This is a genomic window from Prevotella ihumii (assembly GCF_900155655.1).
Taxonomy (GTDB): domain Bacteria; phylum Bacteroidota; class Bacteroidia; order Bacteroidales; family Bacteroidaceae; genus Prevotella; species Prevotella ihumii.
The window spans coordinates 2655456-2667604 of record NZ_LT706987.1 but is presented as its reverse complement, the minus strand read 5'-3'; the positions used below and the strand labels follow the sequence as shown (position 1 = coordinate 2667604).

Below are 12149 nucleotides of genomic sequence, written 5' to 3'. Positions count from 1 at the left end.
TGTTTGTTTTGAATATTGGTTCCCTTATGATTGTTTCATCTGTGCACCGAAGTCGCAGCTCACATAGTTGTATATGTCTTTGCAGCAGTCTTCCGAGAAGGCTTGTGCGCAGTCTACAAGTCTATCCCATTGTGCTTCAGAGAGTCCACGTTCCAAGTCGCTACGCAGCACACCATACTTTAACAGCCCGAAGATAAAGCCTGCATTAAAGTTGTCGCCTGCTCCCACAGTGCTTACGGTAGTAGTGTTAGGCACAGCATACTCTTTTCTGAATCCGTCTTGACTATGTACCACCACAGGGTTTGCCCCATCGGTATAGATAAATCGCTTACAATAGAACGATATTTCAGCCTTGTACACCTTTTCAGCCTCTTCTTTCTTGTACAAGTTTAGGAAGTCTTCACGGCTCCCCCTCACTATGTCGGCATAATCAAGGTTTTCTATCAGATTAGGAGTAATCTTTATCACCTCGTCTTTGTGTGATGAGCGGAAGTTTACATCATAATAGATAATAGCTCCACGCGAACGAGCCAACTCTAACAACCCCACTACCTGCTGCCTAATAACAGGATTTACAGCGTAATATGAACCAAAAAGCACGATGTCATCGGGCTGAATGTCGGGATAAGAGAAGTCTAACTGGTCGTGTGGGTGGTCTTTGTAGAAGATGTATTCTGCATCGTTCTGCTCATTGAGAAACGCCAATGAAATGGGCGATTTCGAACCAGGGAATGCGCTAACACCATCTACATTAATGCCATTTTCTATCAAGAAACTCTTAATATGGTCGCCTACACGGTCGCTTCCCACCTCGCTTATAAAGGTTGCGTCTACCCCTGCACGGCCTAAAGATACCATAGCATTGAATGTAGACCCACCAGGGTAAGCCCCAATAGGTTGGTCGTCTCTAAATATAATGTCGAGAATGGTCTCGCCAATTCCAATAATCTTGCGCATTAACGTTTTGTCTTTTTCCTTATATTCTTTCTCTTTTTGCCGTTATATGACTTGTAAGAAAGATTGATTTATTGTGCAAATATACCACAAATCGCCCACATTTCAAAAAGAAATTACGTAATTTTGCAAGTAGAATGAAATATAACACCATAACATTAGCAAATGGATTGCGTATCATACACTTACCATCGGCATCGCCAGTGGTATATTGTGGGTACGAAATCAATGCAGGTGCGGCTTCAGAGGCTGCACACGAGGAGGGTATCGCCCATTTTTGCGAACACGCAACCTTCAAGGGCACAGCACGAAGAAGCAGCATAGACATCATAAAGTGCTTAGAATCGGTGGGTGGCGACCTCAATGCGTACACCACAAAGACCACAACGGTGTATTACGCTGCCATCTTAAAAGAGCATTTCGCCTTGGCTGCCGACCTACTGAGCGACATAGTGTTTCACAGCACTTATCCTCAAAGCGAGATAGACAAGGAGGTGGAGGTGATATGCGATGAGATAGAGTCGTACAATGATAGCCCTGCCGAACTTATTTACGATGAATTCGAGAATTTTCTCTTCCAAAACCACCCTTTAGGGCATAGTATTCTTGGAAAATCCGAAACCATTCGAGGCTTTAAAACAGCAGACGCAAAATGTTTCACGGACAAATTTTATCGCCCCGAAAATAGTGTTTTCTTTGTTTATGGAGACATCGATTTTGCATTTGTGGTAGATACTTTAAAACAATTTACTGCCGCTGTACAGTCGTCACCGCTTCACCCCCATACTCCGTACGAAGATGCCACAGTCCTTGCCTCACCGCTTACCGACAGCTACGAAGCAAAGCAAATTGTCGTTGACAAGCACACACATCAAGCGCACGTTATGATTGGCACACGTGGATACGATGTACACAACGAGAAGCGCATAGCCCTTTATCTGCTCAACAACATTCTTGGAGGTCCTGGAATGAGTGCTCGGCTCAACCTTTCGTTGCGCGAAGAGCACGGATTGGTTTACACCGTAGAGAGTACCTTTGCATCGTTCAGTACCACGGGTATGTGGAGTGTGTATTTCGGCTGCGATATTAAGGACATCAATCAGTGTATAGCATTAGTCAAAAAGGAGTTGCGCCAAGTGATAGAAACACCCTTGACTGCCGAAGAGCTTCAGATAGCCAAGCAGCAAATCAAGGGTCAGATAGGTATAGCGTGCGACAATCGCGAGAGTTTTGCCCTCGATTTTGCCAAGAGCTATCTGCATTATGGGTGGGAAAAAGACATTACTAATCTTTACGCCAATATAGATAAGGTAACAGCAAACGATATTCAGGCAGTGGCAAAAGAATTGTTTACCGACCACCGACTTACCACACTTATCTATAAATAAGGTGCGAGTGTGAACAAAACAACAATGACACGAATGCGTAACTTTCATATAAGGGTTGCGCATTTTTTATGTTCTATTTTTCCTCTCTGCAGCTTTCAAAAACAAGACATCAATCTTTAAGACGCAAAACATATACGTTTTGGGTGGTGAAAATTGAACTTTGACAACTACTTTTATAAAACTCTGATTTACAATAGATTAAGACAAGCTATTTCTATATTATTATTTCAAAACTGATTGATCTATTTTTCTGTTACCCCTCATAAACTATAAAACAAAAAAGCTCACCATTTCAAGTGGTTTAAGACTTGAAATGGTGAGCCCGTATAAGTATTTCTAATCGTCAGTAGATTAGTATTCTTGTATTTCACGCTCACCGTTCAATGCCGCAACTGCATTCTCTGTAAGGGCAAGCATTTCGTCTTGACCAGGGTAAACCACCACTGGTGCAAGGTATTCTATGCGCTTCTTCAACATACCTACAAGCATTTCGCTGTAAGCCAATCCACCTGTGAGCAGTACAGCATCTACTTTACCACACAATACAGCACCTTCGGCAGCAATAGCCTTAGCCACATTCCATACCATAGCCAACACTACAAGTTCTGCCTGCTTGTCGCCGTCCTTTATACGTTGCTGTATTTCGCGCATATCGTTTGTGCCTAAGTGTGCCAACAAACCTCCTTGCGAACTTACCACACGCACCAATTCTTCCTCGGTCTTTCCGCTATGGAAGCAAAGGCGTATGATTTCGTTCATTGGCAACGAACCTGTGCGCTCTGGTGAGAAAGGTCCTTCACCGTTCAATGCGTTGTTGGCATCAATAGCCCTGCCCTTTTCGTGAGCTGCGATAGAGATACCACCACCCAAATGGCAAATAATAAGATTGAGGTTTTCATACTTATCGTTGATGTCGCGTGCATATCTGCGAGCAATAGCCTTTTGGTTGAGTGCGTGCCAAATGCAGATGCGAGGAGCTGAAGGATGACCTGAGATGTGGGCTTCGGGTGCCATTTCGTCCACCACACCAGGGTCGGCTATGAAGCTCTGACAGTTTGGAATGAGGTTAGCTATCTCGTAAGCCAACATACAACCAAGGTCGCAAGCGTGTTGGTGCTCGGTTTTCTTCTGGTCGTCTATCATCTCTTGGGTAACACGGAACACACCGCTGGGTACGGCTTTATAGAGTCCGCCACGTCCCACACACGTATCAAAATCTAATGCGATACCACGCTTTTCAAGTTCAGCAAGTATGTGTTGCTTGCGATATTCGTATTGGTCGAAGATGGTTTCAAACTTTTGTATATCCTCTCTTTTGTGCTTTATATCCTCTACAAATACAAGTTCGGTATCGTTAGCCACCGAAATCTTGGTAGAGGTAGATCCAGGGTTGATTGCAAGTATCTTATACATATATTTTACTTAGATTTGGTTATCATCGTTGCAAGTGCCAAGCTGTAAAACTTCGATTCGATGGTATCGCCACGACTTGGCAACACTACGGGCACGTCAGTACCTTGAAGCACGGCTGCAGTTTCGGATCCTGCAAAGAGGGTAATGGTTTTGTAGAACACGTTTCCTGCCTCTATGTCAGGAAAAATTACAGCATCAGCCTCGCCACCAATAGGAGACTCGAGTTTCTTTGTTGCCAATGCTTCAGCCGAACACGAGGTCTTTAAGTCTAACGGACCATCTACAATACACTTACCCAATGCACCTTCTTCCGCCATTTTCTTGAGCTCAAGATAGCCTTGGGTGTATGGGAAATGGCGTTCGTCTACCTTTTCAGAACAGTGAATGAGCGAAATCTTAGGACATTCGATGTGGAATGCGTGGCAGAAATCGGCCACATAACGCACCTGTGCTATGCGCTGTTCTTGGGTAGGATATGGAATTACAGCAGGGTCGGTAAAGAACAACAACTTAGGATAACCTTGTATCTTAGCTGCTGAAACGTGGGTCAATACGCTACCTTTGGGTAATATTCCAGTCTCTTTGTTTAATACGGCACGGAGCAATACATCAGTGTTCACAAATCCCTTCATCAATACTTGCGCTCTTCCCTCTCGTACAAGCGCAACCGCTTTTGCAGATGCAGCTTCTGGACTATCAACTACGATGGTTTCAAACTTTCCTTCATACTTAGCCTTAGTTTGTTCCGAACCTACAAGAATTGGAACAAGAAAGCCTGCTTTAGCCGCCATTTCTACTGCATCACGTGTGTGTTCGTCTTCTGGCCACGCTACTGCTACTTGTTTTTGAGTCTTTGTTTCAGCCAAATGGTCTACCAATTGACGGAAATCTACTATGGTATCTGTTGGTTGCATCATAGATGGTGTAAGATTAAAAAATAGATTACTTGTTTTTATCTTGTTCTGTTTTGTTTGTCAGCAAAGATACAAAAAGCTATTTATTGTGCAAAAAAAAAGTTGCTTTTTTATACAAATAATATAAAAAAAATAGAATAAATAGGGTTTTTCTTTCCTTTCGTCACTCTGCACACATTACCTTAATGTGTGTAATCTGTAGAACTATAAAGCAAAAAACGTCGTAATTGAGGACGAAAAAAAACTCTTTTATTTGCTTTTATAACTAATGTTAATCTGTGAGTAATAATCTCAAAGTTATTTGTTGTATTGCGAAAAACTTTCTAAATTTGCAAGAAATAGTCGCAATCGCCTATTTTTCAGGTGTTAAAGTCTGTGCAAACAAAAACAGTTATGAGAGGTTATAAGGCAAATAGCACACACCGAACCTTCGCGGCTTGGCTACTTTTGGTGGTTTTCACACTACCTATGGGCTTGCGCACGCTTCACGTTTGCCAGTCTCACATCGCACACCACTATGACAAAGGTCTAAGAGTATCGTGCAAACATTCTGTTTCCGACCACCATTCGGCTACGTGTGCGCTATGTAGTTATGCACTATTACAATTCTCGAAAGCAAACATTCTCCACGTAGAGATGCCAGCTTTACCCCTCATCGCTATAGCCTTACCCTTTATATTTATAACGGTTTTTAACATAGAGATACATCATCGCAGCTTGCGAGCTCCACCCCTATTTGCCCTTGCTTAACCTATAATACTAATCAAGGTTAAACCTTTTTAGGTTTTTGTTGAGCCTTTTCAGGTTTTTAGTCTAATCTATTGCAAGAAAGCCCTCTATCCGAGCGTTGCAATGACTATGATGCTTACAAAAGATTTTTAGAATGACAATAAATAAAGCTTCAAAGGTTCTTATTTTGTCAATGGGTATTGGGTACATACAACCTTCGCTTATTACAGCGAAAACTTTCACCTATAATACGCATAAACAGAATATTAGCCAAGCCAAAGATACTACTGTTGTAATGAGAGACGTCACAGTAACAGGCAACAGAAAGCAAGACTTGCAGATGCGTACATCGGTAAATAGCGTCAACATAGACCGCAACTTCTTGCGCACAAACTTTGCTGGCAGCCTTATGCAGTCGCTCAAAGGCGTCCCAGGGGTCAAGGCTATGAGCATTGGGTCGGGTCAGTCGAAGCCTGCCATTCGTGGTTTGGGCTTCAATCGTATGGCTGTGGCAATGAGTGCCAACCGACAGTAGTCTCAATGCAGAGAACCTCTTGAACCGCAAATACTACGGCCACACCAGCTTTTACAGGCTAATAGATGTGCCCGAACCTGGTCGCAACATAGCCTTAATGGTAGGTCTCGACTTTTAAAACAACAACGAGTTAAATATCAAAATTATCAAACCGAGGCACAGCCTCATAACATTTAAAACAATGAAAAATAAATTTTTAGTTTGTGCAATGGCACTCTTCAGCGTCTTAGCTTTGTCGCTCACATCTTGTAACGAAGATGAAAAACCAAAAGCAATCAACATTACAAAGTTAGAAATTGGTCACGAAGGCCAAGCAATTCTTGGTAAAGACCTCCGCATAGAGTGTCACATCGATGCACCTGCAAAGATTAAAGCTATTGATATTGAGTTTCTCAATATTGAAGGCAATAGAGTTTATGGTATGCCTTTTACTTCTGGCAAGTATGTAGGTGTAGCAAGCGTTGATTTCCACGAACATATAGACATTCCTGCATTCATTCCTGAAGGTAGATACAAGGTATTTTTCAACGTTATAGACGAGGCTGGAAACATCGAGAAAGTAGCTAAGATGCTCAACCTTTATAAGATTAGTAAAGATGCTCCAAAGATTGGAAAGCTCACCATTAAAGACTCTACAGGCAAGGATTTGAAATATGCAGCTCCTAAAGATAAGGTTATTGTATCGGCAATGCTCGAAGTTGTAAACGAAATTAGCGAAATTGAAATGAAGTTCCAAGGTACTAATGGCAAAGTAGAAATTGCACTCGATAAAGCTGTTATGACAAAGTATAAGGGCAAGACAAAGGGGCATTTCCTTGAAACAATTACTATTCCTGCTGATATGAAGTCTGGCGAATATCATTTCCAATTCAAGGTAAAAGACGCTAAAGGCATTGAAAATATGGTAGGTATTGACGGATTTACCATTAAATAACCTGAAAAAATGCACGGAGAGCGTTATATCTAAGCACAGCTTGCATACGCTCTCTTTTTTTTTAAATCCCAAATCGGTCGTTAGACCAGTCGGACCAGTCGGACGAGTCAGACAAGTCCGACTGGTCTAACGACCGATTTGGGTTAAACAGAGTTGTGTATCAAGAGTAGGTAAATTAGAGGGAAAGATCAACTGCAAACAACTCTTAAAACCGACGGGTAAAAGTTAAAATACTGAACGTGAAACTCGATGAGAGCAACCACTTTTGAAACAAGGGAAAAGAAATGCAGAAAACGGGGGTTAATTTATGTGCAATTGTAAGCTATTGACACACAGATAATTGCATAAAAGATACAGAAGATGTGCAATAGAAAGTCGATAAAATCAAGAAAAACAAACCAATTAACCCGAAACAAAGAGTAAGTTTTACCCTCCCATAGTTGAACTTTGAGGAGGTCAAAGTTCAACTATGGGAGGGTAAAACATATATGTTTGGGATTGTGAAAGTTGAACTTTGAGACTTTTTCGTTCCATTTTTCCCATTCTATCGGTCTATCTTATGTTTCACAATCCTATTTTGTTGATTATTCGTGAGATTTATGTTTAAACAATTGTTTACACATATTAACTCTTCCTTTATCCTAATAAGTGGTAGCTTCCCCCTGCCATTGTGCGCACAATACCCTTCATTTCCAATTCGAAAAGGAGGGCTGTGAGCTGCGAAATAGGCAAGCCTGTTTGTGCCGAGAGTAGATTGAGTTGCAAGTCGTTGTTACGCTTCAGCACGCCCACAATGGTTTGCTCGTCAGCAGAAAGTTCGGGGAACAAACTCCGCTCTATACCTTTCCGTTGAGCTTTCGCCAATTTTACGTCCTCGTCCCACCCCATTGCCTTCACAAAGTCGTTAGCCGATGTTATAAGACCTGCATTGTTGTCACGAATAAGATTGTTGCACCCTTCACTATAAGGTGCGCCAATAGTTCCAGGGAATGCAAACACATCACGTGCATAACTACGGGCTATGCTGCAAGTGATGAGTCCTCCGCCCTTAGAAGCCGATTCAACAAGCACCGTAGCATCAGAACAGCCTGCCACAATGCGATTGCGCTGCACGAAGTTTTGTGCTTTGGGCTGTGTGCGTGTGGTGTATTCGGTGAGCAATCCGCCTTGGCGGGTCATCTGACGTGCTGTATCGTAATGGCTACGTGGGTAAAGCGTATCCAAGCCGTGTGCCAATACGCCTACGGTATCTAATTGGTTGGTCAATGCTTCACGATGAGCATAGATGTCAACCCCATACGCCAAACCGCTAAAAATCAATACATCGGGGCACAAAGCTTTAAGTTCGCGGGTGAAAACACGTATCAGTTCTTGGCCGTAGGTGGTGCAATGGCGCGTTCCAATGATATTGATAGTGCGGCGAGCGTTAAGGTTGGCAGTTCCCTTATAGTAAAGCAATAAAGGAGCATCCACACATTCGCGCATACGTTGTGGATAGTTGTCAGCGTTAAAGGTGAGTACCTCAATGCCTTTTTCTTCGCAGTAGGCAGCCTCTTCCTCGGCTCTTGCTAAGGCAGAGGGCATCGCTTGCAGTCCGTCAATGAGGTGTTGCGAAGCATCGGGCAATATGCTACGTATGTCGGCATAGTTTTCTACCACCGCTGTGGCAGAGCCTGCACGCTGATAAAGCTGTAACAGACCTGACAAAGCGAAGGGGCTACACCGTGTTAGGGCTATGGTGCGGAGTGCTTCTTGGTTCATATAAGGCTTGTTTGGTTTACTTTATTTAGGGCATAGGTATAACCTTGGCAAAAGCCTCATCATACTCTTTGCTCTCACCTATACGACCATTGGTAAGAATAACCAATGTTACTTCAGCGTGAAAACAAAGTTTTTCGTCGGCAGCACGATAAAGGTCTTGCGTAAAAACATAGCGTACACCTTCCTTGCGCATATTGAGACGAGAAATAAACTCATCGTCACAACGGAGTGGAGTTTTATAATCCAACTTCATTCGTGCCACTACGGGGTCGATACCCTTTTCGTGCAATTCGGCAAAGCTTACGCCCAACCATTTTATAAATCTATGTCGAGTATGCTCTGTATAGTGCAAATAGTTTGCGTTGTTCACAATACCCTGAATGTCACATTCATAATCACGTACCTCCATACGTGTTTCAAAAATATAATCCGTGTTTGTTTTCATCTGTTTAATTTTGTTTTACTTTGGTTTTACTTTAGTTTTAAAAATTCATATCCTATTCTGCAGCGCAAACATTCTTTGCGGTCGCAGTATTCTTTCTTCAATTGTATAAGGGCTTGAGAGTCGCCTGCATTGTCGACAGACAGACCTACGGCTTCCCACATTCGCACAATGTGGTTGGTTTCGGGTTTCAGTTGGTCTAAGAAACTGAAGGCTCGGTCTATCAATTGTTCGTTACCTTTGTGGCGTCCATAGGCAAAAAGCATCGGTACAACGGTATTGATGATAAGCAATTGCAAGGACGCTGTGGAGAGTTGCTTCTTGCTTTGCTTGCTCTGAGCTCCAAAAGTGTAGTGCGTTTCCCAATAGGGCGTAACGTGCGTTTGGAGCAATTCTACCACTTGGGCTGTGGTTGTGCAATCGATAAGTGAAGCCAACTCTGACCTACGTTCATAGTAGAGCGTTGCCAACTGGGCGATACGTATGTGCGGAAAGTTCTGTGGACGCAAGCGAAGAAACTTCCATAGGTTTGCATCCATAGGTTTGAGCGAGAATTTGTGGGCTAAGAAGCGGTATTCTTGTCGTAGTTTGTCCCAATATCCTTCTTCTTTGGCGACTTCAAGGTGGCGTTGCGGAATGGCATCGTCCGATAATAAACCTGCCTGACCTAAGAAGAGGGCTTCTATTTGGAAAAGGTTGTTGCGGTGATGGGCTATGGCGGTGAGCGGAATGTGGTTTGCCCACTCTTCAAAAGCATCGCCGTTGACACCAAAACCATAATTGCGTGCTAAAGAAACAAAGTAGGCTGCCTCCCAATTGCCTGTGCTTTGGTCTGCACGAGCTTGTATTTTAAGGGTGCGTTGTTCTAAGCGTTCGGTCTGCAAGGCACTCATCCACGAGTGTATCATCAGTCGGGAGAGCGTGGGAACTACCTTGTAACAAGGCGGATAATCGGCTGTGGAAAGCAAGAGTTGGTAGTTTTCACGCACAAAGGCAGGCACGGGCAGAACCATTTGAGGCAAGGTTTCGCCTTTAAGGGTGGTTGCCATTGTGTCGGAAGTTTCCACTACGTGCAGTATAACGTTGTCGTAGTGGGCATCGGTTTCGTGCTTATGCAGGTACCAGTCGGACGCTCGGCTATGTATCTCCACATTCCCCACCCACAACGTTCCGTCTATCTTCACTTTTGCATTGAAGAAGTCGGGACCAGAATTGCGGTTGTGCAAGCCTGTATCTATCACCTCAACGGCTCTGCCATCGGTGGTGGTGAGCTGTTGGAGTGGAAATAGCTTGTGCTTCCATACGTAATGGAGGAGTTGTTCCATAACCTTGTTCTTTCTTTTTGCGAACGCAAATATACTAAAAATCCCTGATAACGCAGTCGGTTATCAGGAATTTTAGCTTTTGCAAGTTATTTTTATATACACTTATACGTACACATAGAAGCGTGTGCATATTGATTTGCGCAAATTATTTTATCACTTTTTTGGTTGTGTTATCATTATATTTTACGATATAAACTTCGCCTTCTTTCATTTCCTCAACACGCTTTCCGTCAAGGGTAAAGATAGCTTTTGGCTCAAGGGAATGGGTAGCTTTCACCTCGTTAATACCATTTGTGATGTTCTTCTCATCACCAAAGACAACACCAATTTTCATTCCCATAGGTCCTGCTATTTGGAGATTGGCATACAATTTATCGCCCGACTGCTTTCCAGAGAGCTTAATTCCCACTTCGCCAAGCTTTGGACCTAACCACGTAACCGAACTATCGTCGCCTTCTGTTATCTTTATTTTCTTGTCAGCGGTAAGGTTTAAGATGCCGTCAGCTGCTGTCGTGCCGTCAATATCAGCAATAACGATATTACCAATTGCCATTGTACTATATTTAAAGTTGTTCAGACGGAGGGTGTATTTACCATTATCCTGCTTGTCAAGCTGAATTACAGCTTCTTGAGTTTTGGTACTTCCAAAAACAGTTACAGTGAGCTGGTCTTTGAAATCTGTTGCAAACGCTGTCAATGAAACAGCGCATACGAGTAAAAATGTAAAAAGTTTCTTCATAAATTATTGTTTTTTAGAGTGCAAAATTACTGCAAAAGTTCTTAATTGCAAAATTATAGAAAGTTTTTCCTAAACCTTTTAAAATTCATAAATATATTTTGTGTTATCTATGATTTGCTTTAACTTTGCATTCTACATTATTTAAATGCACTAAAATATGAAAATTGCACTAATAGGATATGGCAAAATGGGGCGAATGATTGAACAGATTGCGCTCAATCGTGGACACGAAATCGTGTGTAAGATTGATGCTGACAATCAAGAAGACTTCAATTCGCCAGCTTTTGCATCGGCTGATGTCGCCATAGAATTTACAACTCCAACGGCTGCTTACGGCAACTATCTCAAGGCCTTTGCTCATAATGTGAAGGTTGTAAGTGGGTCGACAGGGTGGATGAACGACCACAAAGCAGAGATAGAACGTCTATGCGACGAAGAAGGAAAGACCTTGTTTTGGGCGAGCAACTTCTCTATTGGGGTTGCCATATTTTCAGCCGTAAACCGCTATTTGGCAAAGATAATGAACCAATATCCACAATATGATGTGGCAATGGAGGAAACTCACCACGTTCATAAGCTTGATGCGCCATCGGGAACAGCCATCACTTTGGCCGAAAACATCATCGAAGAGATGGACAGAAAAGAAGGTTGGGTGAAAGGAAAGCAAACCTTGGCAGACGGAAGCAACATAGAAGCCAACTGCGAGGACAAGCGACAGCTTGCCATAGCTTCGGTTAGACGTGGCGAAGTGCCAGGTATTCACAGCATTTGCTACGACTCTGAAGCCGACAGCATCACCATTACGCACGATGCACATAATCGTAAAGGCTTTGCACTTGGAGCTGTTTTGGCTGCAGAATACACCAAAGACCACACAGGACTACTGACAACAAGCGACTTGTTCAAGTTTTAAACACAACGCAACATCGGCTTTTCTGCGCTAAAGGCTGAAATAACAGAAAGAACACATAGAAGCCGAACATGTTAAACATTAAGATACGAATATAAAAAGGTA

The 12149-nt window shown here is 42.8% G+C and carries 12 protein-coding genes and 1 pseudogene; 6 read left to right on the top strand and 7 right to left on the bottom strand.

All coding sequences use genetic code 11. The features are described 5' to 3' along the window. Positions 1-24: 24 nt before the first annotated feature. Positions 25-957, bottom strand: coding sequence for a carbohydrate kinase family protein (locus CZ367_RS11660; protein ID WP_077197012.1), 933 nt, complete (start codon positions 955-957; stop codon positions 25-27). Positions 958-1091: 134 nt separating this feature from the next. Here CZ367_RS11660 and CZ367_RS11655 point away from each other — a divergent pair, with 134 nt between their 5' ends. Next, the gene (locus CZ367_RS11655) at positions 1092-2342 is read left to right on the top strand and encodes a M16 family metallopeptidase (RefSeq protein WP_077197011.1); all 1251 of its coding nucleotides are present in this window, start codon (positions 1092-1094) and stop codon (positions 2340-2342) included. A gap of 351 nt (positions 2343-2693) precedes the next feature. On the opposite strand, the gene buk is transcribed toward CZ367_RS11655, so the two are convergent. Both buk and CZ367_RS11645 read right to left on the bottom strand, forming a co-directional pair. Continuing rightward, complete coding sequence (gene buk / locus CZ367_RS11650; protein ID WP_077197010.1) at positions 2694-3755, bottom strand: butyrate kinase; 1062 nt, start codon at positions 3753-3755, stop codon at positions 2694-2696. A gap of 5 nt (positions 3756-3760) precedes the next feature. Continuing rightward, positions 3761-4672 (bottom strand): phosphate acyltransferase, encoded by a 912-nt coding sequence (locus CZ367_RS11645; RefSeq protein WP_077197009.1) that lies wholly within the window; start codon positions 4670-4672, stop codon positions 3761-3763. A 390-nt stretch (positions 4673-5062) separates the two neighbouring features. Between CZ367_RS11645 and CZ367_RS15175 the strand changes: the two genes are divergently transcribed. From CZ367_RS15175 to CZ367_RS11635, 4 genes and pseudogenes are all read left to right on the top strand, one after another. Then, positions 5063-5419, top strand: coding sequence for a hypothetical protein (locus CZ367_RS15175; protein ID WP_144005987.1), 357 nt, complete (start codon positions 5063-5065; stop codon positions 5417-5419). Positions 5420-5738: 319 nt separating this feature from the next. Further along, positions 5739-5909 (top strand): annotated as a pseudogene (locus tag CZ367_RS15730) (TonB-dependent receptor plug domain-containing protein); the annotation flags it as partial. 7 nt (positions 5910-5916) lie between these two features. Continuing rightward, positions 5917-6051, top strand: a complete 135-nt coding sequence (locus CZ367_RS16505; RefSeq protein ID WP_144005986.1) for a TonB-dependent receptor — start codon at positions 5917-5919, stop codon at positions 6049-6051. A gap of 63 nt (positions 6052-6114) precedes the next feature. Further along, positions 6115-6867: a DUF4625 domain-containing protein gene (locus tag CZ367_RS11635; protein WP_084793515.1), complete on the top strand. Its 753-nt coding sequence runs from the start codon at positions 6115-6117 to the stop codon at positions 6865-6867. A 636-nt stretch (positions 6868-7503) separates the two neighbouring features. Here the strand turns inward: CZ367_RS11635 and dprA are convergent. The 4 genes from dprA to CZ367_RS11615 form a co-directional block, all read right to left on the bottom strand. Then, positions 7504-8628, bottom strand: coding sequence for a DNA-processing protein DprA (dprA, locus tag CZ367_RS11630; protein WP_077197007.1), 1125 nt, complete (start codon positions 8626-8628; stop codon positions 7504-7506). A gap of 25 nt (positions 8629-8653) precedes the next feature. Further along, positions 8654-9073 (bottom strand): acyl-CoA thioesterase, encoded by a 420-nt coding sequence (locus CZ367_RS11625; protein ID WP_077197006.1) that lies wholly within the window; start codon positions 9071-9073, stop codon positions 8654-8656. A 26-nt stretch (positions 9074-9099) separates the two neighbouring features. Then, on the bottom strand, positions 9100-10395 hold the full coding sequence (locus tag CZ367_RS11620; protein WP_077197005.1) for a DUF2851 family protein: 1296 nt from the start codon (positions 10393-10395) through the stop codon (positions 9100-9102). 145 nt (positions 10396-10540) lie between these two features. Further along, positions 10541-11134: a calycin-like domain-containing protein gene (locus tag CZ367_RS11615; protein WP_077197004.1), complete on the bottom strand. Its 594-nt coding sequence runs from the start codon at positions 11132-11134 to the stop codon at positions 10541-10543. 157 nt (positions 11135-11291) lie between these two features. Here CZ367_RS11615 and dapB point away from each other — a divergent pair, with 157 nt between their 5' ends. Further along, positions 11292-12047: a 4-hydroxy-tetrahydrodipicolinate reductase gene (gene dapB, locus CZ367_RS11610; RefSeq protein ID WP_077197003.1), complete on the top strand. Its 756-nt coding sequence runs from the start codon at positions 11292-11294 to the stop codon at positions 12045-12047. Positions 12048-12149 lie beyond the last annotated feature (102 nt).